This window comes from Streptomyces odontotermitis, from assembly GCF_050510915.1.
Taxonomy (GTDB): Bacteria; Actinomycetota; Actinomycetes; order Streptomycetales; family Streptomycetaceae; genus Streptomyces.
Window position 1 is genome coordinate 113700 of record NZ_JBNJLS010000003.1, and the last position, 25949, is coordinate 139648.

Sequence of the window (25949 nt, forward strand, 5' to 3'; positions counted from 1 at the left end):
GGCCCGCGCACACCACGCCGAAGGGCGGGACCCCGAGGGGTCCCGCCCTTTGCGCTGCTGCTGCGCTGCTGTGCGGCAGCGTTACGAGGGGTCAGTGCTGCCCGGTGCCGGTCCCCGCGGCGTGCGAGGCGGCCCCCGACGGGTTGGTGCCGCCCTGGGCGCCGCCCTGCTGTGCGCCGCCTTCCTGGGCACCCCCGGAGGGCTTGCCCGAGGGCTTGCCGGACGGGTTCGTGGAGGCGTCCTCACCGGGCTTGCCGGAGGCCGCGCCCGAGGGCTTCCCGGAGGGCTTGCCCGAAGGCTTCTGGTCCGGCGCCTTCGGGAGCTCGCTCGGGCCCCACTTCTCGAAGTAGCTCGCGGCCGGGACGACGAAGCCGCTGATGCTGACGGCGCCGGTCTCGCTGAAGGTGAAGGTCATCTTCTGCGCGTTGCCGTCCTTGACCGCCTCACGGCTGCTCGGCAGGACGGCGGAGGCGTTGCCCTTGCCGCCGATGACGACGGAGCCGCCCGCCGGGATCGTGAGCGGGCCGCCGGGCTTGGAGACCTTGTCCTCCTTGCCGGGCGTGATCTTGGCCGACTTGCCGGTGCCGTTGATCGTGATGGAGTCCAGGGTCTGGTCCTTGTCCCCATTGTTGAAGAGCGTCCCCGCGACCACGGCCGGACCCTTCGACTCCAGGTCGGGCTGGGTGATGACCATGGCGTTCTGGATCTTGATGTTGCCGACGGCGGTCTCGGCGTTGTCCGGCTTGACCCCCAGGGTCTGGGCGTCGCTGCCGGCGCCGCACGCGGCGAGCGTGGCGAGCGAGAACGCGATGGTGGTGGCGGCGAGGGCGCCGCGTCGAAGGCTGCGGCTCACGGCGGCGGCAACTCCTTGAACGTGGGCGATACGGGAGGGCGGACGGCTGTAAAGCCGCCCTAAGGGTGTGTCAGCGGCCTTAGGTTACCGAGCCGTTCCGCCGCCACCGCACCCGACCCGCCCCTTGGCCACAGCAGCCACTCGGGCCTCACCGTGCCACCGGCACACGATTGTTGATTCCCATAACTTCCGTGACGCCGTCGCGTGGATTTCCGGCAAGGAATGCGGGGAGATCCCAAAGAATTGATCTTCGATCGATCTCTGTTCGATCTCCGATCAAGATCGGACCGGCGTGCGGCCCCGCTTGATCAATTCCGGAATCGCGCCGAGAACCGCCGCACAACGTCTCGTACGCCTCTCCCGTCACCGAACGGAGTAGCGGAAGTCCCCCGCTTGGAACCTGGCAAAACGGGACGTTCAGCCTCTTCGGAGGCGATCGCGGGCTCTGTGACGTGTACGTTTCGCCTTCCCCGGAGAGCGGCTCCCACCTGCGAATACCCGGCTCCGCAGGCCCTTCGCAGCACGTTCCTGTTGCTGTTGTCAAGCCCCGAGATATGCCCTGACCTGCGAAAACGCCATTCAGAAGAGGCGGTTCTCGTGTTAGGATGGATAGCCACGGAAGGGGTACCTGTCACATGACGTTCAAGGTTGGCGACACCGTGGTCTATCCCCATCACGGGGCCGCGCTGATCGAGGCCATCGAAACTCGCCAGATCAAAGGCGTGGACAAGACCTACTTGGTGCTGAAGGTCGCCCAGGGCGACTTGACGGTACGTGTGCCAGCGGACAATGCGGAGTTCGTCGGCGTACGTGATGTGGTCGGTCAGGACGGCCTTGACCGGGTCTTCGAAGTGCTGCGCGCGCCGTACGCCGAAGAGCCCACGAACTGGTCGCGTCGCTACAAGGCAAATCTCGAGAAGCTCGCGTCCGGCGATGTCATCAAGGTCGCGGAAGTCGTCCGTGACCTGTGGCGTCGCGAGCGTGAGCGCGGACTGTCCGCGGGCGAGAAGCGCATGCTCGCCAAGGCTCGCCAGATCCTGGTGAGCGAGCTGGCCCTCGCCGAGAACACGAACGAGGACAAGGCCGAGGCTCTTCTTGACGAGGTCCTCGCGTCCTGACGCACGTCGCAGTGACTCTTGAAGTCGGTGACTCTTGATGTCTGTAGACGTACGGCCTGCGCAGCAGTGAGTGAATGATTGCCGCGGTGCCCGCTGACGCCCTCCATGGTGTCGCCGGGCGCTGCGGCATGTTCATACCCGGAAAGAATTCCGGAAGATCCCCCTCGATCCCCTGACTATCGATCCCTCGCCCCCGCACCACGACTACTTTGGTGTGCCGGGCTCGGGCAGCTGACTCGACCAGATGTCACGGAAGGGTCCGGTCAAGGCTCGTGCCCGGCACGCCCCCACGCTCTCGACTGCGCTCGAGCAGGGGGTACCCCCAGGCCATACCCACGCAGCCCGAGCGCACAAACCTGAACGGAACCGATGTCTGACGCATCTGCTTCGGCGGGCCAGTCTCGTACCGCCGTCGTGATCCCCGCCGCAGGTCGCGGCGTACGTCTCGGCCCCGGCGCCCCCAAGGCGCTGCGCGCGCTGAACGGCACCCCCATGCTCATCCACGCCGTACGGGCCATGGCCGCCTCGCGGTCCGTCTCGCTCGTCGTCGTCGTGGCGCCGCCCGACGGCGCCGCCGAGGTGAAGACGCTCCTCGCCGACCACGCGCTGCCCGAGCGCACGGACTTCCTGGTGGTACCCGGTGGCGAGAGCCGCCAGGACTCGGTGAAGCTCGGCCTGGACGCGCTGCCGCCCGGCATCGAGGTCGTCCTCGTCCACGACGCGGCCCGCCCCCTCGTCCCGGTCGACACCGTCGACGCGGTCATCGAGGCCGTACGGGACGGGGCCCCGGCCGTCGTCCCCGCGCTGCCGCTCGCGGACACCGTCAAGGAGGTCGAGCCCGGCGCCCCCGGGGAGCCCGAGCCCGTCCTGGCCACGCCCGACCGGGCCCGCCTGCGCGCCGTGCAGACCCCGCAGGGCTTCGACCGGGACACCCTGGTGCGCGCCCACGAGACGGTCACCGACAACGTCACGGACGACGCGAGCATGGTCGAGCAGCTGGGCCTCCAGGTCGTCGTGGTGCCCGGACACGAGGAGGCGTTCAAGGTGACGCGGCCGCTGGACCTCGTACTGGCCGAGGCGGTCCTGGCACGCAGGAGGGCGAACGATGGCTTCTGAGACGGCTTCTGGCTCGGCTTCTGGATCCGCTTCCGAGACGGCCGCTCCGCAGGTGGTCCTCCCGCTCGTCGGGATCGGTACCGACATCCACGCCTTCGAAGAGGGGCGCGAGCTGTGGTGCGCGGGCCTGAAGTGGGAGGGCGAGGGGGCCGGTCTGGCCGGGCACTCGGACGCGGACGTCGTCGCGCACGCCGCGTGCAACGCGCTGTTCTCCGCGGCGGGCCTCGGTGACCTCGGCGCCCACTTCGGCACCGGCCGCCCCGAGTGGTCCGGCGCCTCCGGGCTCACCCTCCTCACCGAGGCGGCCCGGATCGTGCGGGCCGCCGGTTTCACCATCGGCAACGTCGCGGTGCAGGTCATCGGCCCCCGGCCCAAGATCGGCAAGCGCCGCGACGAGGCCCAGAAGGTGCTGTCCGACGCGGTCGGCGCCCCCGTCTCGGTCTCCGGCGCCACGACGGACGGGCTCGGGTTCCCGGGGCGGGGCGAGGGGCTGCAGGCGATCGCCACGGCGCTCGTGGTCCGTACGGGCTGAGCCCGGCTCGGCCGGGCCGGAAATCCCTCTTGGGGAGGGAGCGGCCGCGCAGTATCGGGTACTCGTACGACTCATCCAGCGCTCAACGAAACGCCGCAGCGCGCAATGAAGGAGCGAGGCACCCATGTCCGCAGAGCTCTCCGACACCCTCAAGGAACTCCTCGACACCCCCGTCTTCATCACCGTCGCCACGATCCAGCCGGACGGCAGCCCCCAGCTCTCGCCGGTCTGGGTCAAGCGCGACGGCGACGACGTGCTGTTCTCGACGACGCTCGGCCGCCGCAAGGAGCAGAACCTCCGCCGGGACCCCCGCATCACGGTTCTCTTCCAGCCCTTCGACGCCCCGTACACGTACGCGGAGATCCGCGGCACGGCGTCGATGACGACGGAGGGCGGCCAGGAGCTCATCGACGAGCTGTCGCTGAAGTACACGGGCAAGAAGTACGCGGAGTTCAACCCCGGGTCGGCGGACGACGCGGAGAGGGTCGTGGTGCGGGTGTCCGCGCGGAAGGTCGTCGGCAGGCTGTGAAGGCCGTCGGCCGGATCTGATCGTTTCGGGGGCGGCGGCCGGGGGTGAACGTCACAGTTCCGTCCGCTGTCTCTCACAGGGGCGCGGGGCACTGCCCTGCGCCCACTACCCTGGAGTGGTGACGATTCGCCTGTACGACACCAGCGCCCGGCAGATCCGTGACTTCAGTCCGCTCATCGACGGCTGTGTCTCGATCTACCTGTGTGGTGCCACGGTGCAGGCGGCCCCGCACATCGGGCACATCCGCTCGGGCCTGAACTTCGACATCATGCGCCGCTGGTTCGCCCACCGCGGCTACGAAGTGACGTTCGTGCGCAACGTGACCGACATCGACGACAAGATCATCAAGAAGTCCGGCGAGCAGGGCCGGCCCTGGTGGTCCATCGGCTACGAGAACGAGCGGGCCTTCAACAGCGGCTACGACGCCCTGGGCTGCCTGCCGCCCACCTACGAGCCGCGCGCCACCGGCCATGTCACCGAGATGGTCGAGATGATGCGCGGCCTGATCGAGCGCGGGCACGCCTACGAGGCCGACGGGAACGTGTACTTCGACGTGAAGTCCTTCCCCGGCTACCTGGAGCTGTCCAACCAGGAGCTCGACAATCTGCTCCAGCCCTCCGGCGAGGGCGAGACCGGCAAGCGGGACCCGCGCGACTTCGCCATGTGGAAGGCCGCCAAGGAAGGCGAGCCGAGCTGGGAGACGCCGTGGGGGCGGGGGCGGCCGGGCTGGCACCTGGAGTGCTCCGCCATGGCCCACAAGTACCTGGGGTCCGCCTTCGACATCCACGGCGGCGGCATCGACCTGATCTTCCCGCACCACGAGAACGAGATCGCCCAGGCCAAGGCGTTCGGCGACGAGTTCGCGCGGTACTGGGTGCACAACGCCTGGGTCACGATCGCCGGCGAGAAGATGGCCAAGTCCCTGGGCAACTCGGTGCTCGTCAGCGAGATGGTCAAGCAGTGGCGGCCCATCGTGCTGCGCTACTACCTGGGCACCCCGCACTACCGCTCGATGATCGAGTACAGCCCGGAGGCGCTGCGCGAGGCCGAGTCCGCCTTCGCGCGCATCGAGGGCTTCATGCAGCGCGCCGCCGAGCTGGCCGGGGGACCGGTCGAGCCCGCGGCCGAGGTGCCGCCCGCGTTCGCCGAGGCGATGGACGACGACCTCGGGGTGCCGCAGGCCCTCGCGATCGTCCACACCACGGTGCGCCAGGGCAACTCCGCGCTCGCCGCCGACGACAAGGAAGCCGCCGTGGCGCGGCTCGCCGAGGTGCGGGCCATGCTGGGCGTGCTCGGCCTCGACCCGCTGGACGCGCACTGGGGCGGGGGCGAGAGCGACCGGGGCGAGGACCTCCACGGGGTCGTCGACACCCTCGTACGCCTGGTGCTCGAGCAGCGCGAGGCGGCGCGGGCCCGCAAGGACTGGGGCGCGGCCGACGCCATCCGCGACCAGCTCAAGCAGTCCGGCCTGGTCATCGAGGACAGCCCGTCGGGCCCGCGCTGGACGCTCGGTCCGCGCTGACGCGACAGCGAGCAGCAGCGAGGACGTGCCGCCCGCGCCCGTGGGCGGCACACTCGTAGAAACACGCAGATACGTACGTACACACGCTTCACAGAGACAGGTAGGTCATGGCCGCGAACAACCGTCGCATGTCCGGCAAGAAGGGCGCGCAGGTCGGCAGCGGCGGCAACCGGCGCCGCGCGCTCGAGGGCAAGGGCCCGACGCCGCCCGCCGAGGCGCGCAAGGGGCATGTGAAGAACCGCATCGCCAACGCCAAGGCCAAGCAGACCGCGCGCCGTCCCGCGCCGCGCGGCCGGGGCGGCAAGTCCACCTCCGAGCTGGTCGTGGGCCGCAACCCCGTCGTCGAGGCGCTGCGCGAGGGCGTGCCCGCGAACACGCTGTACGTGCAGCAGTTCATCGACAACGACGAGCGGGTGCGCGAGGCGCTCCAGCTCGCCGGTGAGCGCGGCGGCATCCACCTCATGGAGGCCCCCCGCCCCGAGCTCGACCGCATGACGAACGGGCTCAACCACCAGGGCCTCGTCCTCCAGGTCCCGCCGTACGAGTACGCGCACCCCGAGGACCTCGTCGCCGCCGCCTTCGACGCGGGCGAGGACCCGCTGATCGTCGCCCTCGACGGAGTGACGGACCCGCGCAACCTCGGCGCGGTCGTGCGGTCCGTGTCCGCGTTCGGCGGGCACGGTGTCGTGGTGCCGGAGCGGCGGGCGGCCGGGATGACGGCCGGGGCCTGGAAGACGTCCGCCGGTACGGCGGCGCGTACGCCGGTGGCGCGGGCCACGAACCTGACGCGGGCCCTGGAGCAGTACAAGAAGGCCGGTGTCGCCGTGGTCGGCCTCGCCGCCGACGGCGAGCACGAGGTCGGCGACCTGGAGGCGCTCAGCGGCCCGGTCGTCATCGTGGTCGGCAGCGAGGGCAAGGGCCTGTCCCGCCTCGTCGGCGAGACCTGTGACTTCCGGGTGCGGATTCCGATGCCGGGTGGGGCGGAGTCGCTGAACGCGGGTGTCGCGGCGGGCGTCGTGCTGTACGAGGCGTCGCGGCGCCGGGTCTGAGGTCGGCGGACGGAGTCCGGCGCAGGCGCTCGAAGCCGCGAAGCGTGCGAGGGCGGCACGGGGGAGGGGTCGAGGCGTCGCGGCGCCGGCTCCGAGGACGCGAGGCGCGGGAGCGGCGCGGGGGTCGGTGACGGTCCTCGTGGGTGTCGTGGCTGCTTGACGGGGTCCGGACAGATCGGGGCGGTCAAGGCAGTGTCCTAAACACACATCACTCGGTTAGATGAGTGTGGACACCAGAACACCCCGCACACCCACGGGGGGAAGCTCGTCAGGCTTCGACGAAGCTCCCGCGCTGAGCATGGTGAAGGTGCCGAGCGACCCGGCGCAGGTCATCGTCAATCACGCGAGCTTCCGCGTACAGCTCCCCACCGCTTCACGTACTCAATCCCCGCGCATCGCACGGCACTTGGGCACGGCCGACGAGACGGTGCGCATCCCCGTCGTCGGCACCGCCGGCAAGCGCCGCGCGCCCGTCGTGTGGAGCGGCAGGTCCGAGCCGGGCGACCCCGCCGCCAGCGGCCTGCTGCAGGCCGTGCGCGGGACCGGCGTGCGCCATACGGCCGAAGGCGCCTCCGCCGGTTCCTCCTTCGACGACGGCGGTGCCACCCAGGTCATCCCGCGCATCGACCTCGACGAGGGGCCGGAGACCGCCGCGACGCCCAGTGTCATCGGGCCCCGCAGACCCGGCGCGGAGACCCGGCTGCTGCCCCAGATGCGGATGCCGGGCAGCGACCTCGACGAGCGCCACCCCTATGACGAGCAACATCCTTACGAGGACGACGAGTTCGACGGGGAGGAGGGCGAGGACGAGGCCGCGCGGCGGCACGGCGCCGACCCGGTGCGGCACGCCTACTACCCCGGACGCCGGATGAACCTCGGCGTGGTGCTGCTTCCGCTGCGCGTCTTCCTGGGCTTCATCTCGATCTACGCCGGCATGGGCAAGCTCTGCGATCCCGTCTACTTCGACGGCGGCGAGCGCGGCTCCATGGTCAAGTGGCTGAACTCGCTGCACCCCTGGGCCCTCGCCGAGCCGCTGCGGGACTTCGCGCTCCAGCACCCGGTCGGCGCGGGCCTCAGCATCGCCTTCCTCCAGGTCATCGTCGGCGTGCTCACCGTGCTCGGGCTCTGGCAGCGGGTCGCGGCGAGCATCGGAGTGCTGCTCTCCGCCGCGCTCATCGTCACGGTCAGCTGGAAGACGGTGCCCGCCTACGACGCGCCGGACATCATCTACCTCGCCGCCTGGTCGCCGCTGATCATCGCCGGTGCCCCGGTCTACTCCATCGACGGGCGGCTCGCGGGCGAAGCCTGGCGCACCCTCGGTCCGCGCGCCGACATCTGGGAGCTGCGGCGCCGGGTGCTGCGGCGCGGCGGGCTCGTGGGCACGGTCGTGGTCGGCCTCACGCTCCTCGTCGGCTCGCTCCTCGGCGGCGCCGTGCGCGACGCCGACCGCGTGACGGTGCCGGGCCCCGGTGAGGCGCCCCGCAACCAGGTGCCCGGGTCCCCGCTTCCCGAGGACCCGGCGAAGAAGGGCGGCCACGGAAGCAAGGAGCACCGGGGGCGGCAGCACACGAAGTCGCCGTCCGCCGCCTCGCAGTCGCCGACGCAGGGGCAGTCCGCGAGCCCCACGGAGAGCGCCACGACGCCGGGTGCGGTCCGCGAGACCGGCACCGTCGGCACGGGGCAGCCCAGCCAGACGCAGGGCACCGGGCAGGCGCCGCCGCAGCAGTCGACGCCTCAGCAGCCGTCGACGACCTCGGCGGGACCCACGTCCGGCGGCAGCGGCGGCGGTGGCGGTACGACGGGCGGCGGGAGCGGCAGCGGCGGCTCCGGAGGCAAGCCGGGACTGCTCGGCGGCGTCCTCGGGGAGTAGCCCGATTCCCGTACGCCTTACGACGGAAGGGCCCACACACGGCGTGTGGGCCCTTCCGCTTGCGTACCGTACGGAACTCTCAACGGGACTGTGCCGCAAGCTCCTTGGCCGCCTCGGTGAGGTCCTTCGCGGTGTCGATGGCGCGCCAGTACGCGCCCTGCGGGATGGGGAAGCCCGCCAGGTTCTTGCCGCGGGCCAGCCGCGGGAACGTGGTGCGCTCGTGGTCGCCGCGGTCGGGCAGCAGGGCCGTGAAGGCGGCGGAGAAGACGTAGACGCCCGCGTTGATGAGGTACGGGGAGGGCGGGGACTCGATGAAGTCCGTGATGTGGCCGAAGGCGTCCGTCTCGACGGCGCCCCAGGGGATGCGGGGCCGGGCCAGGGCGAGCGTCGCGGTGGCGTCGCGCTCGGCGTGGAAGGCCGCCATGTCGCGGAGCGAGAAGCGGGTCCAGATGTCGCCGTTCGTCGCGTACCAGGGGCGGTCGGCGTGGGGGAGGTGCTGGGCGGCGTACTTGAGGCCGCCGCCGCGGCCGAGCGGCTCGGTCTCGACGACCGTCGTGACGCGCAGGGGCAGTTCGGTCTTCTCCAGCCACTCCTGGAGGACCTCGGCGAGATGGCCGCAGGAGACGACCGCGTCGGTCACGCCCTCTTCGGCGAGCCAGGCAAGCTGATGGCCGATGATCGGGGTCCCCGTGCCGGGGATCTCGACCATCGGCTTCGGCCGGTCGTCGGTGTACGGGCGCAGCCGCGAGCCCTGGCCTCCGGCCAGGACGACGGCCTGCGTGGGTGGCTTCGGCGCGTGGGGGTCTGCGGTCATGCCCAGAACCCTACGTGGTGGGCGGAGGCGTCCCCGGAGCTCGGCCGGCCCGTCAGCCGTTCTGGTGCGCGGCGACTCCGGTGGCGAAGGAGGTGTCGCAGACCGGGCGGGCGTAGGACTGCGCGCGGCTCGGGCCGTACGCCTGGACCGCGGCGCGGCCGAGGGCACGGGCGATCGAGACGCAGTGCTTGGCGAGCGAGGGGCGGCGGTCGACCTCCTGCTGCAGGTGGGTGAGCGCGATGCCCGGGTCCTTCTCCTGGAGCTCGGTCAGGAGCTTGTCGCGCAGCACGTCCTGCGGGGCGCGGGACTTGGCCGGCACGGAGAGGTCGTCGGCGGAGGCGGTGAGCACCGAGTCCGACGAGCTTCCCGACCAGTTGACGCGCGTGACCGCGAGCGTCCCGGACAGGACCAGGAAGACGGGCAGGACGAGGGCGAGGGTGCGGCCGATGCGGCGAGCGGGGCCTCGGTGGGCTCGGCGCTGCTTCTGGGTGTAGTTGGCGGAGTGCGTCACGCAGGCGAGCGTAGCGGTAGGTGATGATTTGGCGACATTTAGTCACTCGGTCGAGCGACCAAGAAAAGGGTTTTGCCGTACGGGTGTTGACGGGGTGCCGCGAAATGACCGTTGTGCCGGGGTATTTGTCGACATCCGGCGTATGGGGCGAAGGGTCTGCACCATAAGCGCGGAAGAGCCCCGCACTGTAAGTGCGGGGCTCTTCATGCCAGTTGGGCGATGCCGGTCGGTCGATGCCGGTGGGGCGATGCCGGTGGGGCGCTGCCGGTCGGGCGGTGTCAGTCGCTGAGGCGCTCGCCCGTCGACGTCGAGAAGACGTGGATCTCGCCCGGGCGCGGCACGACGTGCAGCTGGGTGCCCTTCTCCGGGACCTGGCGGCCGTTCACGCGGACCACGAGGTCCTTGTGCTCGCCGCCGACCTCGGCGGAGCCGTAGACGTAGCCGTCGGCGCCGAGCTCCTCGACGACGTTGACCGAGACGGCCAGGCCCGCCGGGGCGTCCGCGGTCTCCTTGGAGAGGGTCTTCGCGGCGGCGCCGCCCTGCTCGGCGATGTCGAAGTGCTCGGGGCGGACGCCGACCGTGACGGTGCGGTCGCCGCGGTCGGCGGCGGCCGCGAGGGCCTCGCGGTTGACCGGCACCACGGAGTTGCCGAACTTCACGCCGCCGTCGGTGATCGGGACCTCGACCAGGTTCATGGCGGGGGAGCCGATGAAGCCCGCGACGAAGAGGTTGGCCGGGCGGTCGTACATGTTGCGGGGGCTGTCCACCTGCTGGAGGAGCCCGTCCTTCAGGACGGCCACGCGGTCGCCCATCGTCATGGCCTCGACCTGGTCGTGGGTGACGTAGACGGTCGTGATGCCGAGGCGGCGCTGGAGGCTCGCGATCTGCGTACGGGTCGAGACGCGGAGCTTGGCGTCCAGGTTCGACAGCGGCTCGTCCATGAGGAAGACCTGCGGCTCACGGACGATCGCGCGGCCCATCGCGACGCGCTGGCGCTGACCGCCGGAGAGGGCCTTGGGCTTGCGGCCCAGGTACTCGGTGAGGTCCAGGATCTTGGCGGCGTCCTCGACCTTCTGGCGGATCTCGGACTTGTTGACGCCCGCGATCTTGAGCGCGAAGCCCATGTTGTCGGCGACCGTCATGTGCGGGTAGAGCGCGTAGTTCTGGAACACCATGGCGATGTCCCGGTCCTTGGGCGGCAGGTGCGTGACGTCGCGCTCACCGATGCGGATGGCGCCGTTGTTCACGTCCTCCAGGCCCGCGAGCATGCGCAGGGAGGTGGACTTGCCGCAGCCGGACGGGCCGACGAGGACGAGGAACTCGCCGTCCTCGATCTCGATGTCGAGGCCGTCGACGGCGGGCTTGTCGGAACCCGGGTAGATCCGGGTCGCCTTGTCGAACGTAACTGTGGCCATGGTGTGGGCCCCCTTCACCGGCAGGAACGTGCCGGACGATCCGAGTAGAGGGAGTGGTGTAGTCCACTCGAGTGGACTGACCGTGACGGTACCCGGCGGGTGCCGGGTCTGTCAGTAGCCGGGAGCACGTGACCTTCGAGGGAATTTTCGACGGAGGCGTGCCGCTCGTTGGTTACACTTCTCGGGCAGCACGCCTCCTTAGCTCAGTTGGTCAGAGCGCCGCTCTTGTAAAGCGAAGGTCGTCGGTTCGAATCCGACAGGGGGCTCCAGAGCAGGGGCGCGGCGGCCAGGTCACGGCCGGCCCCGCGAGGCCCAGATGCCGCGGCCGTGGGTCGCGGCGTAGAGGCGGCCGTCCGGGCCGGTCCTCAGCTGGAGGACCGCCGTCGTCGGCAGGTCGCGGGCCCGGGTCCAGGACGATCCCCGGGCCGGGCGGAGCAGGACGCCCAGGTCGGTGCCGAGTGCCACCGTCCCGTTCTTCAGGAGGGTCACCGAGTTCGCGGGCACGTCGGGCAGGTTGCCCGAGATGTCCGTCCAGGTGGTGCCGGAGTCGCGGGTCTCGAAGAGGTGGCCGACGCCCGCGCCGGGGCCCTCCGTCCACTTGCGCGTGAAGCCGTTGACGGCGAGCAGGACGTGGGCCGGGTCCGCCGGGTCGATGGCCAGCGAGGACAGGTAGCGGTTGGGGACCGTGCCCTCGACAGGGAGAGGCAGCTGGTGCCAGCCCGTGCCGTCCGCGTTGCCGACCGCGATGCCGCGCGTGAAGCCCTGGTTGTTGCAGGGCCCGCACCAGGCCGCGTAGACCGTGCCGCCGGACGCGGCGACGGCCGTGGCGGTGTGGCCCGCGCCCAGGTCGAAGGCGTCGGTCCACTCGGCGGAGGAGCGGATCGCGTAGCCGTTGCGGTTGATCCAGACGTGGCGGCCGCCCGCGGCCCAGGTGTTCTTGTCCTTGAGGTCGGCGGTGAGCGGGGCGATGAAGCGGGCCGACTGCGTCGCGTTGTCCGGCGGCGGGACGGAGAAGGACGTGGCCTTCGTCGGGTCCGTCGTCCAACTGCCGTCGTTCACCGCACAGTTCTGGGTGACGGACACCGCCAGGTACACGTACTCCTGGGCGATGTCGCAGCCGTCGGCCGGGTCCACGAGGGTGTCGCCGCCGTCGCCGCCGAAGTTGGAGCCCATCACGCGGTCGCCGGGGCGCAGCATGGACTGGCCGTTGTCCTGGAGGCCGCCGGTGAGCGCGAGGCCCCGCCCGGAGGGGTCGGCGCCGATGCCCACCGAGTAGTACTGGAGGGCGCCCATCGTGCCGTCGTTGAGCGAGCGCCAGTCGGTGGCGTGCCCGTCGGGGTTGGCCGAGCCATTGACCGGGCGGCGGTAGGTGCCGCCGTCGTTGCCGACGATCACGTACGGCTTGCCGCCGTCGCTGCCCATGGTCACCGCGTGCTGGTCGGGGTGGGTGGTCTGCGGGCAGGTGCCGCTCTGGTGGGCCGGGTCGATGGACCAGCACGGGAAGCCGAAGTTCCAGTACGGGCCGGGGGTGGTCCAGGTGGCGCCGCCGTCCTTCGTCTCGAAGACCTCTTCCAGGCCCGCGTAGACGTGGTCGGGGTCGGCCGGGTCGACCTGGAGGAACTGGTTGTACCAGGACTGGGTGCCCGGCATGGCGCCGGGCCCGGTCAGCGCCGAGCCCGAGTCGCGGAGCTTCCGGTAGTCGGCCACGCGGGTCCAAGGGCCGGTCGGCGAGCCGGACTTGGAGACGAAGATCCCGTACAGGCCGCTGTTCGGGTTCTCGGCGGTCTGCTTCGGGGACTGGTCCATGGCGTAGTAGCGGGAGCCGTCCGCGCTGCGGGCGAAGGTGACGTTGCCGACGTCGGCGGCGGTGGACGGGAGGTCGCCGAGGCCGCTGGTGACGCGCTGCCAGCTGCCGTCGGCCCCCTTCGTGTAGAAGCCGTTGTACGTGTCTCCGCCGCGCCAGCCGACCGCGAGGACGACCTTGGTGGGGTCCTTGGGGTCGATGGCGATGTCGCTCGCGATGTTCTTGTACGCGGCCGCGGGGTCGTTCGCCTTCGGGCCGCCCGGCAGATAGTCGGGGTTGGGCGCGAACTCCCGCTTCCAGGGGCCGGTGAGGTCGGTCGTGGAGTGGCTCCACACGCCGCGCGTGGTGGCCGCCCACACCTTCGTGCCCGCGAACCGCAGGGCGTTGATGGACGTCGACTCCAGCTCGTCGCCGCCGACCCGGTCGCGCGGGCCGAAGCTGCCCTTGCGGGGGTCGCGCAGGACGTAGACGCCGGTGCCGAGGAAGGAGGTGGAGCTGGTGTTGGCCTCGCCCGTCGCGTACCAGAGGCGGCCGTGGCCATCCAGTTGGAGGTCGCCGGTGGAGAGCGCGGGCAGCCGGTCGGAGATGTTCTGCCAGTGGCCGCCGCCGCTGCGGGACCGGTACACGCCGCCGTTGGCCGCGCCCGCGTAGACGTGGCCGCTCCGGTCGGCGGCGAGCCCGGTGATCCGCCCCGTGACCTTGCCCGCGCCGCCGCTGGAGTTGGAGTTGATGTCGCGGTAGCGGGGGTCGTCGGCGTCGTACGGGAGGCTGGTCAGGTCGCGCCAGCCGCCTTTCGCGTACGGCAGGCCGGTGAACTCCGCGTAGGCGGCCCCGTAGGCGCCGGGGGCGACGATGCCGGGCGAGGTGCGGGCCTCGGCGTACTGCTGGGCGGCCTCGTCGATGTCCTCGGACTCGCCGGGCTCGCCGGGGGCGGCCAGAGACGGCGACAGGCCCTTCTGCTGCTGATGCAGAAGGGCCTGCCGGTGGAGTGCGCGGACTCCGAAGGGGTCGGCGCCGCCGCTGCCCGCCGGTGCTGCCTGGGCCTGTGCGGCCAGGATTCCGAAGGCGGCGGCGGTGGCCACTAAGGTCCACGCGCCGGTGCGTCTTGCCATGATCGCCATGAACGTTCCCTCCCCTGGGAAAGCCGTTACGTGCATGACATGAGGTGCCCAACCAGGTTTCCGGGGAGGGGAGTTGGGCGCGTGGGGGAGGATGGCAATGGGGGAGTAAAGCTTGGTTGAGGCTTTTACGGAGAGTGGGGCCCCGTTTCATGCGTTCCTGTCGCGCCCGCCTCGCGTGTGCCGTCAGCCACGCCCCGCCACCCGGTCCGCGATCCGCGCCAGGCGCGACGACTCGGCGGTGTGCGTGGTGAGTTCACGCCGGTCGGCCGCGTAGTACGTGGCGTACATGCCGTGGACGCCCAGCCAGCGCAGCGGCTCCGGCTCCCACTTGCGGACCTTGTGGTTGACCCAGGGCAGGGCGGTGAGGTCGGTGGGGCCCGCCTGGCCCGAGTCCTGCTGGACCAGGTCGCGCAGGGTGCGCGCGGCGAGGTTGGCGGTGGCGACGCCGGAGCCGACGTAGCCGCCCGCCCAGCCGAGGCCCGTCGCGCGGTCCAGGGTGACCGTGGCGCACCAGTCGCGCGGGACGCCGAGGACGCCGGACCAGGCGTGCGCCACCTCCACCCCGGCGAGCTGCGGGAAGAAGCGCGTCAGGATCGCGCGCAGGGACTCGATCGTGGCGTCCTGGGTGCGGCCGTCGTTGTCGGTCCTGGAGCCGTAGCGGTAGGGGACGCCGCGGCCGCCGAGAGCGATGCGGCCGTCCGCCGTGCGCTGCGCGTACATGTACGCGTGCGCCATGTCGCCGAGGGTCTCGCGGCCCTCCCAGCCGATCGACTCCCACTGCCCGGCGGTCAGCGGCTCCGTCGCGATCATCGAGGAGTTCATGGGGAGCCAGGTGCGGCGCTGGCCCTTGAGGGCGGCCGTGAAGCCCTCCGTGCAGCGCAGCACGTACGGGGCGCGGACCGTGCCGTACGGGGTGATCGCGTGCTTCGGCCTGATCTCGGTGACCGGGGTCGACTCGTGGATCGTGACGCCGAGCGCCTCGACGGCGGCCGCGAGCCCCTTGACCAGCTTCACGGGGTGGAGGCGTGCGCCGTGCGGGGTCCAGGTGGAGCCGACGGCCCCGGAGACGCGGATCCGCTCGGCGGTCTCGCGGGCGCCGTGCAGGGTGCGGTCCGTCTCGCCGTACGCGAGCTCGGCGGCGTGGAAGGACTTCAGACGCGCCAACTGGGCCGGGGTGTGCGCGACTTCGAGGACGCCGCCGTGGTGGATGTCGGCGTCGATCGACTCGGCGCGGGCCGTGCCGATGACCTCGGTCACCGTCTCGTTCATGGCCTGCTGGAGGCGGACCGCGGCGTCGTGGCCGTGCAGCTTCGCGTAGCGTTCCCGGCCCGCGATGCCGTTGTAGAGCCAGCCGCCGTTGCGGCCGGAGGCGCCGTAGCCGCAGAACTTCTGCTCCAGGACCGTGATGCGCAGGAAGGGCGCGGCCTTCTTGAGGTAGTACGCGGTCCACAGTCCCGTGTAGCCGCCGCCCACGACGCAGACGTCCGCCGAGGCGTCGCCGGACAGGGGCTCGCGGGGTGCGGGGGTGCCCTCCTGGGCGTACCAGAACGATATGCCGCCGTTGACGGCGCCGCTGATCTTGCTGCTCATAGCCGGACGTTACTGCGTGCCGCGGGCGCGGGGGGCCTTGGTCCGCCGGGCCGGGTCCTTCGGCGGTCCGGCGGCAGGGTAGATTCGGTTACTTTGGGCCGTAATCATCAAAATTTCTGGAGGACTGTTCTCATGGCCGTACGCAAGGCCGGACGCATCGCGACCGCCGTGGCCGCCGCCGCGCTGATCGGGGTGGGCGCTGCCGCCTGCGGGCCCGACGACGGCGGCAGCGGCAAGAAGGACTCGTCCGCCTCCGCCGAGCAGTCCGCCCCCGAGGCCAAGGCCCCGCCGCACGGCGCCGAGCTCGGCAAGGTGCCCGCCAAGGTGAACGGCGGCGTGATCACCGTCGGCGACCCGAAGGCGAAGCATACGGTCAAGATCTACGAGGACGCGCGCTGCCCGTTCTGCGCGAAGTTCGAGGCCAACGGCGCGCAGGCGCTGGTCAAGCCGGTGACCGAGGGCAAGGTCAAGATCGAGTACACGATCGCCTCGTTCCTCGACAAGAACCTCGGCGGCAGCGGCTCGGTGAACGCCGCGAACGCGCTGCGCGCCTCCGTCGATGCGGGCAAGTTCGCGGAGTTCCACGCGGGCGTCTTCGGCAACCAGCCCGAGGAGGAGTCGGACGACGTCTACACCCCGGCCTTCCTCCTGAAGATCGCCGACAAGGTCGACGGCCTGCGCGGCCCGGCCTTCGACAAGGCCGTCAAGAACAACTCGTACGAGAGCTGGACCGAGGAGGCCATGAAGTCCTTCCAGAAGGACGGCGTCCAGGCCACTCCGAACGTCCTCATCGACGGCGAGAAGGTGCCGGGCGACGGCAGCGCGATGTTCAGCGAGTCCGAGTTCGCGAAGGTCCTCAAGGACCAGGGGATCGGCTGACCCCAGCCCGTGCGGTGACCCCTCTGGTCAGCGGATAGCAGGCCAGGCCGATCAGGACCGACGTGAAGTGTCCGAGATCGGTGAAGGTCCGCCCGCCGGCCAGCGGGATGCCGTACACGACGAGGACGCCGAGGAGATACCCGTACCGCCAGGGCCTCGGCAGCCGGTACGTGAGCACCGCCACGACGCCCGCCAGCGCGTAACTCACGCCCACGTCAAGGGTGTTGACCGACGACGCGGGCGCGGCGCCGTGGCGGACCGCGAGCAGCAGCACGCCCTCGCTGATGAGCGTGGCCGCGACGTGCGCGCCCGCCGCCACCGCGAGCCAGCGCCAGGTGCCGAGCCAGCGCTCCACGGTGGCGTGGAAGACCGTGTAGAGCACGGCGTACGACAGCCAGCCGCCGCCGTCGATCCAGAAGGCGCTGGAGATCAGCACCCGGACCGGGTTCTTGCTGAGCTCGTGGATGTTGGTGGAGCGCTGGCGCAGGAACTCGTCCTCGAACTCCGGGGACATGTGGTGCATCGCGACCGTCGTGACGAAGAGGGCCGCGAGCCAGAGGTACGTCCCCGGGGCGCTGCGGACGTAGGACCGGACCGCGCGGGCGGCGCGGGCCACCGGGTGTTCCGCCCGCCGGAAAAACGACATGTGCCGATTCACGCACGTCGGTAGGGTCGCGAAGGTGATCGACATTCGCATTCCGGACGGGCTGATCGAGTCGCAGTACGCGTACGCGGGAGAGCCGGGGCGTGCCTTCATCGCCGCCCTGCCCGCGCGCGTGAAGGAGTTCCTGGAGCGTTGGGAGCTGCGGGTGGACGGGGACCCGATGCACGGCATGGCGGCGCTGGTGCTGCCGGTGGTGCGGGCGGACGGGACCGGGGCCGCGGTGAAGTTCCAGCTCCTGGACGAGGAGACCGAGGGCGAGCCGGTCGGCCTTCGGGTGTGGGACGGCGACGGCGCGGTCCGCCTCCTCGACCACGACGAGGAGACCGCGACGGGCACGATGCTGCTCGAACGCCTGGACTCGGGGCGGATGCTGTCGACGATGGCCACCTCGCGCGACGAGACCCGCAAGGCCGTGCTCGTCATCGCGGAGCTGCTCGCCCGCCTCACGTCGGTGCGGGCCCCGGCGGGTCTGCGCACCCTCGGGGACATCGCCGGGCAGATGCTCGCCGACACCCCGGACGCCCTGAAGTCCCTCGCCGACCCGGCCGAGCGGGCGCTGGTCGAGCGGTGCGCGGGCGCGCTGCGGGAGGTCGTGGGCGAGCCCGGCGACCGGCTGCTCCACTGGGACCTGCACTTCGAGAACGTCCTCGCGGCCGACCGCGAGCCCTGGCTCGCCATCGACCCGAAGCCGCTCGCCGGCGACCCCGGCTTCGACCTGTGGCCCGCCCTGAACAACGAGTTCGACGCCGACGACCTGCTGTGGCGGTTCGACGCCATGAGCGAGGTCCTCGGCCTGGACCGGAAGCGGGCCGCGGCCTGGACGCTCGGCCGGGTGCTGCAGAACGCGCTGTGGGAGATCGAGGACGGCCGCGCCCTCGACCCGGAGGACCTGGAGGTCGCGCGGCAGCTCCTGGACCACCGGTCGTAGGCGGGGCTTCGGCCTTGACCACCGGTCGTAGGCGGGGCTTCGGCCTTCGAGTCCTGAGCCAGGCTTTAGCCTTCGACCATGATTCGCACCGCGACCCCCGCCGACGTCCCCGCCCTCCACGCCATGGTCTGTGAGCTCGCCGACTACGAGAAGGCGCTCGACGAAGTCCGGGCCACCGAGGAGCAGTTGCACGAGGCGCTGTTCGGGGAGCGGCCCGCCGCCTTCGCCCACATCGCCGAGACGGACGCGGGCGAGACGGTCGGGTTCGCGCTCTGGTTCCTCAACTTCTCGACGTGGCGCGGGGTCCACGGGATCTACCTGGAGGACCTCTACGTCCGCCCCGAGGCGCGCGGCGGCGGCCACGGCAAGGCGCTCCTCACCGAGTTGGCGCGGATCTGCGTCGCGCGCGGCTATGAGCGCCTGGAGTGGTCGGTGCTCGACTGGAACACCCCGTCCATCGACTTCTACGAATCCCTGGGCGCGCGCCCGCAGGACGAGTGGACGGTCTATCGGCTGACGGACGGCGCGCTGGCCGAGCTGGGTTCCGGGAGCGGGCGCCGTTGAGGAAGTCGCCTTTCAGTCCCTCGGCGCAGGAGGGCCGTCCCACACGCGGGTGCCGCCCAAGTAGCAGGCGCCCAGGTCGCGTACGTCCAGGGTGAGGCCGGTGCCGGCCGCCCAGGAGCGGGCCGTGAGCGCCGCCGCCACGTCGATGAGGCGGACCCACAGGGCCGGGAACTCGCCGGTGACGCGCGGGCCTACGGGATCAGCACCACTTTCCCGATCGTGCCCCGCGTCTCCAGGGCGCGGTGGGCGGCGGCCGCCTCGGCCAGGGGGAAGCGCTGCACGGCAGGCGTGAAGTACCCCTCGGCGGCGGCCGACAGCGCGCGGAGCTCCAGTGTGCGGACCGGGTTGTCGCCGCCCGCGGCCCGCATCATCGCCGGGCCGAGCGGGCTGACCTGGGTGATGCCGCGCCCGGCCAGGTACCCGTCGGGGAAGGTCAGCGGTGCGCCGTCGTGCGGGCCCTGGCCGGACCAGCCGAAGACGAGGTGCGTGCCGCCGGGCCCGAGCAGGTCGACGGCGGCGCGCCCGGCCTCGCCCCCGACGCCGTCGAGGACGACGGTGGCGGTACGCCCGCCGAGGTGTGCGCGCACGGCGTCCGGCCACGCGGGGTCGGTGTAGTCCACGGCCAGGTCGGCGCCGTTCGCCCGCACCCGGGCGGTCTTCCCGGGGCCGCCCGCCAGGCCGATCACCGTGGCGCCCGCATGCTTCGCGTACTGCGTGAGGAGGGTGCCGATGCCTCCGGCGGCGGCCGGAATGACGGCCACGGAGGTGGGGGCGAGCTCGGCGAACTGGAGGATGCCCATCGTCGTGCGGCCGGTGCCGATGAGGGCGACGGCCTCCTCGAAGCCGAGCGCGTCGGGGAGTTCGTGGAGGCGGTCGGCCTCGGTGACGGTCAGCTCGGCGTAGCCTCCGGGCGCGAAGCCGATGTGGGCGGTGACGCGCTTGCCCAGCCAGCCGGGGTCCACATCCGGGCCGAGGGACTCGACGGTGCCGGCGACCTCGCGGCCGGGGACCGTGGGCAGGTCGGGAAGTCCGGGCGCCGGCCCCGGGACGCCGGCGCGGAGCGCCGTGTCGAGGAGGTGCACCCCGGCGGCGGCGACCGCGATCCGGACCTGTCCGGGGCCGGGCTCGGGGTCGGCCGTCTCCTCGTGCACGAGGTTCTCGGCCGGGCCGAAGGCGTGCAGGCGGATCGCGTGCATGGCGGGCTCCTGGGGTCGCGCGGGGGCCGGAGGGCGTCCGGCCCGGGGACGTCCGCCACTCTGCGACCTCAAGCGGACTTGAGGTCAACCCACGGCTCGGTCGCCCCCAGGCGCCGGGTGCCGCTCTCCCGCAGGCGTCCGCTGAGGGCCAGCGCCACCGCCTCGATCGCGCTGTTGAAGGAGACCTCGGAGAGCAGCCCAGGCGCCGCGACCTGGTCGCCCACGAGGTAGACGCCGTCGCCCCGGGCGATCGCGGGCCGGTCGCGCCAGGTGGTGCCGGGGCGGTCGACGGCGCCGGTGCGGCCGTTCGCGACGGAGGTGCGGCGCCAGGCCACGCGGCCGCGCCAGTCCGGGAAACCCAGGTCGAGCAGGCGCTCGGCGCGGGCCTCGCCGTCCGCCTTCGTCTCGTCGGGCCCGATGGGGAACTGGCCCTGGAGGAGCTGCCGGCCCGCGGGGGCGAGGGTGCGGTCCTGGGCGGTGAACCGCTCGATCCAGCCGGTCCCGTCCAGGTCGGAGAGGACGAAGGGGTCGCCCTTGCGGGAGCGCAGCGCGAGGTCGACGAGGACGGTGCGGCCGCTGTCCCAGCGCAGCGAGTCGTCGCCCAGGAGGCGGCGCGCGGAGTCGAGGGAGGTGGCGACGACGACCGGCCCGGCGGAGAGGTCGGCGCCGGCGAGGGAGCCGACCCGGGCCAGGGTCTCCACACGCACCCCGAGGTTCCAGGCGCGGGCCGCCATCCGGTCGATGACCGAGGCCCACCCCCCGACGGGAAATGGGGTATCCCCTGTTCGAGCGAAGCCGAGAACTTGGGGAAGGGCTTCCGGGGGCATCTTGGCGGCGCGGCGCAGGCGCTCCTGGACGAAGCGGGCCGAGAGGGAGCCCGGGTCGTGGTGGAAGGTGGCGACGGCCACGTAGTGCGCGGCCGCGCGGGCGCCCTCCTCACCCACCTGTGCGGTGGCCCAGGTGGTGAAGTCCTGGTCCACTGGCGCCAGTTCGGCCTTGCGGCGCAGTAGCTTCAGCATCGCGAAGGGCGGGGTGCGGCGCAGGGCGCCCCGGTGGCGCAGGCGCAGGCGGGTGCCTTCGAGGGGCGGGACGGGGGCGAGCGGACCGATCAGATCCCGCTGCTTGAGCCAGGTCCAGTGGGGGCCGCCGCTGTAGAGGGCGTGCGGGCCCTCGTTCGTCTTGTACGGGCCTTCGGCGGTGCGGGCGCGGCCGCCGAGGGTGTGGTGCGACTCGTGCAGGGTCACGCGGGCCCCGGCCTCCGCGGCGCTGATGGCGGCGGTGAGCCCGGCGAAGCCGCCGCCGATGACGGTGAGACGGGGCATCCGGGTCGTACGGGGGGTGCGGGGCGTACGGGCCATGGCTGGGTTTCCCTCTCGCGCGGTGGCGGTCCTTACCAGGAAGACCGGGCGAGGGGGCCGGAATGTGACATGGGGCCGTTGTCAGTGGCGGGAGTCACCATGGGGGGCATGGCAGCAGCACGAGGACGGAACGCAGGCAGGGGTACGGGTGGCGCGGGCTCGGGGGAGGCCAGGGGCGGCCGGTCGGGTACGGAGGTGAAGGCGGCGCGGCGGCCGGAGGTGCGGCTGCCGGTGCTGACGCCGTTCGGGGAGGGCGAGTTGGCGCCGGACGGGGACTATGACGGGGTGGAGTTCCAGGGCCTCGACCTGGGCGGGCAGGACGGCGGGGGAGCGCTGTTCATGGACTGCGCACTCGCCGGGTGCGGGCTCACGGAGACGCGGCTGCACGCGGCCCGCTTCATCGACTCCGTGGTGACGGGCCCGCAGGGCGTGGGCACGGACCTCGCGGGGGCGTCGCTGCGGGACGTGGAGGTGGTGGACGCGCGGCTCGGCGGGGTGCAGCTGCACGGGGCGGTGCTGGAGCGGGTGGTGGTGCGGGGCGGCAAGATCGACTATCTGAACCTGCGGAAGGCGAAGCTGAAGGACGTTGTCTTCGAGGAGTGCGTCCTGGTGGAGCCGGACTTCGGGGCGGCGTCCCTGGAGCGGGTGGAGTTCAAGGGGTGCGCGCTGCGGGGCGCGGACTTCAGCGGGGCACGGCTGCGGGACGCGGACCTGCGGGAGGCCGCGCAGCTGGAGATCGCGCGGGGGGTGGACTGCCTCGCCGGGGCGGTGGTCAGTCCGGGCCAACTGCTGGATCTGGCGCCGGTGTTCGCGGCGCAGTTGGGGGTGCGGGTGCTGTAGGGCGCCGGGGGTGGGGGCGGAGCGCCTTGGCTCAGGGTGCGGGGTGCGGTGCGCGCCGGGTGCGGGGGTGCCGGGGTGCTGGGGTGCTGGGGTGCTGGGCGCCGAGTGCCTGGTTTCGGGTGCCGGGTGCCGGGCTCAGGCGACCCGGGGGAAGCGGGCCTGGAGCGTCCAGATCGCCGGGTTGTCCGCCAGGTCCTCGTGCAGGTCAGACAGGTCGGCGATCAGGTCGTGGAGGAAGTCCCGTGCCTCGCGCCGGAGTTCGGTGTGGGAGAAGGTCAGCGGCTCCTCCTCGCCCGGCATCCAGTCCGCCTCGACGTCGACCCAGCCGAAGCGGCGGGAGAAGAGCATGCGGTCGGTGGACTCGGTGAAGTCGATCTCCGCGTGCTGGGGGCGCGCGGCGCGGCTGCCCAGCGGGTCCCGGTCCAGGTTCTCCACGGTGTCGCACAGCGCCCAAGCGAAGTCGAGCACGGGCACCCATCCCCAGCCTGTGGACAGCTCCCGGTCCGCCTTGGTGTCCGCCAGGTACACGTCCCCGCAGAACAGGTCGTGCCGCAGCGCGTGGACGTCCGCGCGGCGGTAGTCCGTCTGCGGGGGGTCGGGAAAGCGGTTGGAGAGGGCGTAGCCGATGTCGAGCACGTAGGTGATGGTGTCACGGGGAGAGGGGAGCGGCCCGCCGGAGGGGCGCCCGCTCTCGGGGCGAGGGCCCGGTGCCTCACGGCAGCAGTCGTCGCCGCGTCACGGCAGCAGTCGCTGCTCCTTCGCCACCGCCACCGCGCCCGCCCGCGTGTCCACGCCCAACTTGTCGTAGATCCGGCCCAGATGGGTCTTCACCGTCGCCTCGCTGATGAACAGGGCGCGGGCGATGTCGCGGTTGCCGAGGCCGTGGGCGAGCTGCGCGAGGATGTCGCGCTCGCGGTCGGTGAGGGTGGGGCGGGGGCTGCGCATATTGGCCATGACCCGGGAGGCCACCGGCGGGGAGAGGGCGGTGCGGCCCTGGGCGGCGGCCTGGATCGCGGAGAAGAGCTCCTCGGGGCGTTCCGCCTTGAGGAGGTAGCCCGTCGCGCCCGCCTCGATGGCGCGCGTGATGTCGGCGTCCGTGTCGTAGGTGGTCAGGACCAGGACGTGGGGGCCGTGCGGCGGGGCTCCCGGCGAGGACGAGGAGACGATGCGGCGCGTCGCTTCCACGCCGTCGATGCCCTCGCCCAGCTGGAGGTCCATCAGGACCACGTCCGGGGCCAGCTTCGCGGCCAGGGCGACCGCCTCCTCGCCGGTGCCCGCCTCGCCGACCACCTCGATGTCCGGCGCGCTGCCGAGGAGGGCGAGCAGGCCCGCCCGTACGACGACGTGGTCGTCGCAGACCAGGAGGCGGACCGGGGGCGTGCCGGACGTGCTGGCGGGTGTGCTGCCGGGCGTACCGGCGGGTGTGCTGCCGGGTGTGCTGCCGGGCGTACTCATGGGCTCTCCAAGGGGATGGAAACCGAAAGCACCGTGCCCTCGCCCGGCGCCGACTCGATGGTCAGGGTCCCGCCCAGCTGGCGCACCCGCGCCCGGATCGCGGGCAGGCCGTGGCCCCGTACGCCCGGGCCCCCGCCCCCGGCCGGGAGCTCCGCGGGCGTGAAGCCGCGGCCGTCGTCCAGGATGTCGAGGACCACCTGGTCGTCGAGATGAGTGAGGGTCAGGGCGGCCGTCGTCGCGGCGGCGTGCTCGCGGACGTTGGCGAGGGCGCCCTGCGCGATGCGGAGCAGCGCCGAGCTCACGCCGTCGGGGAGCGGCACCGCCGGGGCGTCCTCGGCGTGGAAGCGGACCGTGAGGCCCGCCCCCGACTCCCGCTCGGCCAGGGCCCGCAGCGCCTGGCTGAGGCCCCCGCCGTCGGCGAGGTCGGCGGGGGCGAGGTCGTGCACGAAGCGGCGGGCCTCGGCGAGGCCGCGCTCGGTGACCGACTCGGCCGTACGGACGTGGGTGCGGGCCTTGGCCGGGTCGGTGTCCCAGAGGCGGTCCGCTGCCTGGAGGAGCATCTGCTGGCTGGACAGGCTCTGCGCGAGCGTGTCGTGGATCTCCATGGAGAGGCGCTGGCGTTCGGCGAGGGTGCCCTCGCGGCGCTCGGTGGCGGCGAGTTCGCGGCGGGTGCGGATGAGGTCGTCGATCAGGGCGCGCTGCCGGACCGCCTGGCGCCGCATGTAGAGGAAGACCGCCGTCGCGATCGCCGACACGGCGGGCGGCCCGAGGATCAGGTCCGGGTCGTAGCGGCCCGCGAGCCGCAGCTGGGACGCGATGACGCAGCCGGTGAGGACGGTCACCAGAGCCAGGGCCGGGCGCGGCGGCAGCGTCCGCAGACCGGTGTAGAAGAGCGGCACCGCGCACCACCCGAAGCTCGGCGCGAGGACGACGAGGACCAGCCAGACCACGACGACCAGAGCGAGCCAGGCGAGGCGGCGGGGGGTGGGCCGGCCGTCGGCCGCGGGGCCCGGCGGGTGGGCAGCGGTGCGCCCGCCCCGGGGCGCGCCGGTCGGGAAGGGCCGCAGAGAGGGCCGCAGCGAGGGTCGCAGCGAGGGCCGCAGGAACGGCCGCAGGAACGGCAGGGCGTAGAGGACGGCCAGGACCGCGGAGAGCGCGATGATCCACGGGACGCGCGCGCCGCCGGGGTGGCGCAGCAGGAAGCGGGCCAGCGAGGTCGCCAGGAGCAGGTAGAAGGTCGCGTGCATGACGGCCGCGAGCCAGCGGGCGTCGGGGTCGTGCGTGCGGGGGCCGGTGCCGTGCGTGCGGGGGCCCGTGCCGTATGTGCGGGGGTCGGTGCCCGGCGTGCGCTGTCCCACGGGGCGCCTCCCTCTCGTACTGCCGCCTCGTACTGCCGCGAGGCGCTCGCTGGACCGGGCCCGCTCATGTCGCTGGACCCGGGCCCACAGCCATGTCTCTGAACTGGGCAAACACCCATATTGTCCCCCGCCCGGTCGGGCCCGGGGTCAACCGATCGGTTGACCCTCGTGTCGGCCGAGTCGCGCGCCGCCTCCAGCCGGTACGCCGAGGGGTGCGGGCCGGGAGCGGCCACAGGATTGAGGGCAGAGGCAAGCACCTCCTCCTCCCGCCTCCCTCCCTCTCCGATTCGCAGGAGCCCCTGATGAAGAAGTTCACCCGCCGCACCCGCGTCCTCACCGGCGCCGCCACCGTCGCCGTCCTCGCCGCCGGTACCTTCGGTGCCGTCTCCGCGAGCGCCGACGCCCCGGCCGCCGCCCCGAAGGCAGCGGTCACCGCCGACGCCGGCAACGCCAACCTGCAGCAGAGCACGCACCTGACGGCCGCCGCCGCGAACAAGGCCGCGCAGGCCGCCCTCGACGCCGCGAAGAAGGAGAACCAGAAGGTCTCCGTCGCCGTCGTCGACCGCAACGGCAACACCATCCTCACGGTGCGCGGCGACGGCGCGGGCCCGCAGTCGTACGAGGCCGCCGAGAAGAAGGCATTCACCGCCGTTTCCTGGAACGCCCCCACCTCTGAGCTCGTCAAGCGTCTTGACAAGGCCCCCACCCTGAAGGACATCCCCGGCACCCTCTTCCTGGCCGGCGGCGCCCCCGTCACGGCCAAGGGCGCCCCCGTCGCGGGCATCGGTGTCGCGGGTGCCCCGAGCGGCGACCTGGACGAGAAGTTCGCCCAGGCGGGTGTGGCGGCGCTCGGCCGCTGAGCC

The 25949-nt window shown here is 72.3% G+C and carries 25 protein-coding genes and 1 tRNA gene; 13 read left to right on the plus strand and 13 right to left on the minus strand.

The genetic code is table 11. The features are described from left to right. Window positions 1-91: 91 nt before the first annotated feature. Window positions 92-853 carry a copper chaperone PCu(A)C domain-containing protein gene (locus ACQB60_RS11280; RefSeq protein WP_496925765.1) on the minus strand — a complete coding sequence of 254 codons (762 nt, stop codon included), beginning with the start codon at window positions 851-853 and terminating at the stop codon, window positions 92-94. A 635-nt stretch (window positions 854-1488) separates the two neighbouring features. Between ACQB60_RS11280 and ACQB60_RS11285 the strand changes: the two genes are divergently transcribed. The 7 genes from ACQB60_RS11285 (at window position 1489) to ACQB60_RS11315 (ending at window position 8589) form a co-directional block, all read left to right on the plus strand. Next, entirely contained in the window at window positions 1489-1971 is a 483-nt protein-coding gene (locus tag ACQB60_RS11285; protein WP_003953493.1) for a CarD family transcriptional regulator, read from the plus strand. Between the two features lie 369 nt (window positions 1972-2340). Then, entirely contained in the window at window positions 2341-3087 is a 747-nt protein-coding gene (ispD, locus tag ACQB60_RS11290) for a 2-C-methyl-D-erythritol 4-phosphate cytidylyltransferase (RefSeq protein WP_496925766.1), read from the plus strand. Next, window positions 3077-3619 (plus strand): 2-C-methyl-D-erythritol 2,4-cyclodiphosphate synthase, encoded by a 543-nt coding sequence (ispF, locus tag ACQB60_RS11295; RefSeq protein ID WP_496925767.1) that lies wholly within the window; start codon window positions 3077-3079, stop codon window positions 3617-3619. Before ispD ends, ispF begins: the two co-directional genes overlap by 11 nt. Window positions 3620-3743: 124 nt before the next feature. Then, on the plus strand, window positions 3744-4148 hold the full coding sequence (locus ACQB60_RS11300) for a PPOX class F420-dependent oxidoreductase (protein WP_496925768.1): 405 nt from the start codon (window positions 3744-3746) through the stop codon (window positions 4146-4148). Window positions 4149-4266: 118 nt separating this feature from the next. After that, window positions 4267-5670 (plus strand): cysteine--tRNA ligase, encoded by a 1404-nt coding sequence (gene cysS, locus ACQB60_RS11305; protein ID WP_496925769.1) that lies wholly within the window; start codon window positions 4267-4269, stop codon window positions 5668-5670. Between the two features lie 107 nt (window positions 5671-5777). Continuing rightward, entirely contained in the window at window positions 5778-6719 is a 942-nt protein-coding gene (rlmB, locus tag ACQB60_RS11310) for a 23S rRNA (guanosine(2251)-2'-O)-methyltransferase RlmB (protein ID WP_496925770.1), read from the plus strand. Window positions 6720-6939: 220 nt separating this feature from the next. Then, window positions 6940-8589: a DoxX family protein gene (locus tag ACQB60_RS11315; protein ID WP_496925771.1), complete on the plus strand. Its 1650-nt coding sequence runs from the start codon at window positions 6940-6942 to the stop codon at window positions 8587-8589. A 79-nt stretch (window positions 8590-8668) separates the two neighbouring features. Here the strand turns inward: ACQB60_RS11315 and ACQB60_RS11320 are convergent, their stop codons facing one another. The 3 genes from ACQB60_RS11320 to ACQB60_RS11330 all read right to left on the minus strand — a co-directional run bounded on the left by ACQB60_RS11320 (window position 8669) and on the right by ACQB60_RS11330 (window position 11329). Then, the gene (locus ACQB60_RS11320; protein ID WP_496925772.1) at window positions 8669-9403 is read right to left on the minus strand and encodes a nucleotidyltransferase family protein; all 735 of its coding nucleotides are present in this window, start codon (window positions 9401-9403) and stop codon (window positions 8669-8671) included. 52 nt (window positions 9404-9455) lie between these two features. Then, the gene (locus tag ACQB60_RS11325) at window positions 9456-9914 is read right to left on the minus strand and encodes a hypothetical protein (RefSeq protein ID WP_496925773.1); all 459 of its coding nucleotides are present in this window, start codon (window positions 9912-9914) and stop codon (window positions 9456-9458) included. 278 nt (window positions 9915-10192) lie between these two features. Next, window positions 10193-11329: an ABC transporter ATP-binding protein gene (locus tag ACQB60_RS11330; protein WP_496925774.1), complete on the minus strand. Its 1137-nt coding sequence runs from the start codon at window positions 11327-11329 to the stop codon at window positions 10193-10195. 192 nt (window positions 11330-11521) lie between these two features. Between ACQB60_RS11330 and ACQB60_RS11335 the strand changes: the two genes are divergently transcribed. Then, a tRNA-Thr gene (locus tag ACQB60_RS11335) sits at window positions 11522-11598 on the plus strand. 22 nt (window positions 11599-11620) lie between these two features. Here ACQB60_RS11335 and ACQB60_RS11340 read toward each other — a convergent pair. Beyond that, on the minus strand, window positions 11621-14254 hold the full coding sequence (locus ACQB60_RS11340; protein ID WP_496925775.1) for a beta propeller repeat protein: 2634 nt from the start codon (window positions 14252-14254) through the stop codon (window positions 11621-11623). Between the two features lie 183 nt (window positions 14255-14437). Beyond that, on the minus strand, window positions 14438-15844 hold the full coding sequence (locus ACQB60_RS11345) for an NAD(P)/FAD-dependent oxidoreductase (RefSeq protein WP_496925776.1): 1407 nt from the start codon (window positions 15842-15844) through the stop codon (window positions 14438-14440). 132 nt (window positions 15845-15976) lie between these two features. Here ACQB60_RS11345 and ACQB60_RS11350 point away from each other — a divergent pair, with 132 nt between their 5' ends. Continuing rightward, on the plus strand, window positions 15977-16723 hold the full coding sequence (locus ACQB60_RS11350; protein ID WP_496925777.1) for a DsbA family protein: 747 nt from the start codon (window positions 15977-15979) through the stop codon (window positions 16721-16723). Here ACQB60_RS11350 and ACQB60_RS11355 read toward each other — a convergent pair. Further along, window positions 16701-17369, minus strand: coding sequence for a rhomboid-like protein (locus ACQB60_RS11355; RefSeq protein WP_496925778.1), 669 nt, complete (start codon window positions 17367-17369; stop codon window positions 16701-16703). The genes ACQB60_RS11350 and ACQB60_RS11355 overlap by 23 nt on opposite strands. On the opposite strand from ACQB60_RS11355, the gene ACQB60_RS11360 reads away from it, so the two are divergent. Together ACQB60_RS11360 and ACQB60_RS11365 are read left to right on the plus strand one after the other, a co-directional pair. After that, window positions 17368-18315 (plus strand): aminoglycoside phosphotransferase family protein, encoded by a 948-nt coding sequence (locus ACQB60_RS11360; protein ID WP_496925779.1) that lies wholly within the window; start codon window positions 17368-17370, stop codon window positions 18313-18315. The two genes, ACQB60_RS11355 and ACQB60_RS11360, sit on opposite strands and share 2 nt — an antisense overlap. 78 nt (window positions 18316-18393) lie before the next feature. After that, window positions 18394-18879, plus strand: a complete 486-nt coding sequence (locus ACQB60_RS11365) for a GNAT family N-acetyltransferase (protein WP_496925780.1) — start codon at window positions 18394-18396, stop codon at window positions 18877-18879. Window positions 18880-18891: 12 nt separating this feature from the next. On the opposite strand, the gene ACQB60_RS11370 is transcribed toward ACQB60_RS11365, so the two are convergent. The 3 genes from ACQB60_RS11370 to ACQB60_RS11380 form a co-directional block, all read right to left on the minus strand. After that, window positions 18892-19020, minus strand: a complete 129-nt coding sequence (locus ACQB60_RS11370) for a hypothetical protein (RefSeq protein ID WP_496925781.1) — start codon at window positions 19018-19020, stop codon at window positions 18892-18894. Between the two features lie 50 nt (window positions 19021-19070). Beyond that, window positions 19071-20075: a zinc-binding dehydrogenase gene (locus tag ACQB60_RS11375; protein ID WP_496925782.1), complete on the minus strand. Its 1005-nt coding sequence runs from the start codon at window positions 20073-20075 to the stop codon at window positions 19071-19073. A gap of 68 nt (window positions 20076-20143) precedes the next feature. Beyond that, complete coding sequence (locus ACQB60_RS11380; RefSeq protein WP_496926165.1) at window positions 20144-21397, minus strand: NAD(P)-binding protein; 1254 nt, start codon at window positions 21395-21397, stop codon at window positions 20144-20146. 144 nt (window positions 21398-21541) lie between these two features. Here ACQB60_RS11380 and ACQB60_RS11385 point away from each other — a divergent pair, with 144 nt between their 5' ends. Next, window positions 21542-22273 (plus strand): pentapeptide repeat-containing protein, encoded by a 732-nt coding sequence (locus ACQB60_RS11385; RefSeq protein ID WP_496925783.1) that lies wholly within the window; start codon window positions 21542-21544, stop codon window positions 22271-22273. 135 nt (window positions 22274-22408) lie between these two features. Here ACQB60_RS11385 and ACQB60_RS11390 read toward each other — a convergent pair whose 3' ends face one another. The 3 genes from ACQB60_RS11390 to ACQB60_RS11400 form a co-directional block, all read right to left on the minus strand. After that, window positions 22409-22909, minus strand: coding sequence for a hypothetical protein (locus tag ACQB60_RS11390; protein WP_496925784.1), 501 nt, complete (start codon window positions 22907-22909; stop codon window positions 22409-22411). A 99-nt stretch (window positions 22910-23008) separates the two neighbouring features. After that, on the minus strand, window positions 23009-23728 hold the full coding sequence (locus ACQB60_RS11395; protein WP_496925785.1) for a response regulator: 720 nt from the start codon (window positions 23726-23728) through the stop codon (window positions 23009-23011). Beyond that, entirely contained in the window at window positions 23725-24975 is a 1251-nt protein-coding gene (locus ACQB60_RS11400; protein ID WP_496926166.1) for a sensor histidine kinase, read from the minus strand. Before ACQB60_RS11400 ends, ACQB60_RS11395 begins: the two co-directional genes overlap by 4 nt. A gap of 413 nt (window positions 24976-25388) precedes the next feature. Between ACQB60_RS11400 and ACQB60_RS11405 the strand changes: the two genes are divergently transcribed. Beyond that, on the plus strand, window positions 25389-25946 hold the full coding sequence (locus ACQB60_RS11405; RefSeq protein ID WP_496925786.1) for a GlcG/HbpS family heme-binding protein: 558 nt from the start codon (window positions 25389-25391) through the stop codon (window positions 25944-25946). Window positions 25947-25949 lie beyond the last annotated feature (3 nt).

Coding starts and splice junctions, on each gene's coding strand:
- ACQB60_RS11285 (WP_003953493.1), top strand. CDS start 1,489: ATGACGTTCAAGGTTGGCGACACCGTGGTCTATCCCCATCACGGGGCC.
- ispD (WP_496925766.1), top strand. CDS start 2,341: ATGTCTGACGCATCTGCTTCGGCGGGCCAGTCTCGTACCGCCGTCGTG.
- ispF (WP_496925767.1), top strand. CDS start 3,077: ATGGCTTCTGAGACGGCTTCTGGCTCGGCTTCTGGATCCGCTTCCGAG.
- ACQB60_RS11300 (WP_496925768.1), top strand. CDS start 3,744: ATGTCCGCAGAGCTCTCCGACACCCTCAAGGAACTCCTCGACACCCCC.
- rlmB (WP_496925770.1), top strand. CDS start 5,778: ATGGCCGCGAACAACCGTCGCATGTCCGGCAAGAAGGGCGCGCAGGTC.
- ACQB60_RS11315 (WP_496925771.1), top strand. CDS start 6,940: ATGAGTGTGGACACCAGAACACCCCGCACACCCACGGGGGGAAGCTCG.
- ACQB60_RS11320 (WP_496925772.1), bottom strand. CDS start 9,403: ATGACCGCAGACCCCCACGCGCCGAAGCCACCCACGCAGGCCGTCGTC.
- ACQB60_RS11330 (WP_496925774.1), bottom strand. CDS start 11,329: ATGGCCACAGTTACGTTCGACAAGGCGACCCGGATCTACCCGGGTTCC.
- ACQB60_RS11340 (WP_496925775.1), bottom strand. CDS start 14,254: ATGGCGATCATGGCAAGACGCACCGGCGCGTGGACCTTAGTGGCCACC.
- ACQB60_RS11345 (WP_496925776.1), bottom strand. CDS start 15,844: ATGAGCAGCAAGATCAGCGGCGCCGTCAACGGCGGCATATCGTTCTGG.
- ACQB60_RS11350 (WP_496925777.1), top strand. CDS start 15,977: ATGGCCGTACGCAAGGCCGGACGCATCGCGACCGCCGTGGCCGCCGCC.
- ACQB60_RS11360 (WP_496925779.1), top strand. CDS start 17,368: ATGTGCCGATTCACGCACGTCGGTAGGGTCGCGAAGGTGATCGACATT.
- ACQB60_RS11355 (WP_496925778.1), bottom strand. CDS start 17,369: ATGTCGTTTTTCCGGCGGGCGGAACACCCGGTGGCCCGCGCCGCCCGC.
- ACQB60_RS11365 (WP_496925780.1), top strand. CDS start 18,394: ATGATTCGCACCGCGACCCCCGCCGACGTCCCCGCCCTCCACGCCATG.
- ACQB60_RS11375 (WP_496925782.1), bottom strand. CDS start 20,075: ATGCACGCGATCCGCCTGCACGCCTTCGGCCCGGCCGAGAACCTCGTG.
- ACQB60_RS11380 (WP_496926165.1), bottom strand. CDS start 21,397: ATGCCCCGTCTCACCGTCATCGGCGGCGGCTTCGCCGGGCTCACCGCC.
- ACQB60_RS11385 (WP_496925783.1), top strand. CDS start 21,542: ATGGCAGCAGCACGAGGACGGAACGCAGGCAGGGGTACGGGTGGCGCG.
- ACQB60_RS11395 (WP_496925785.1), bottom strand. CDS start 23,728: ATGAGTACGCCCGGCAGCACACCCGGCAGCACACCCGCCGGTACGCCC.
- ACQB60_RS11400 (WP_496926166.1), bottom strand. CDS start 24,975: ATGCACGCGACCTTCTACCTGCTCCTGGCGACCTCGCTGGCCCGCTTC.
- ACQB60_RS11405 (WP_496925786.1), top strand. CDS start 25,389: ATGAAGAAGTTCACCCGCCGCACCCGCGTCCTCACCGGCGCCGCCACC.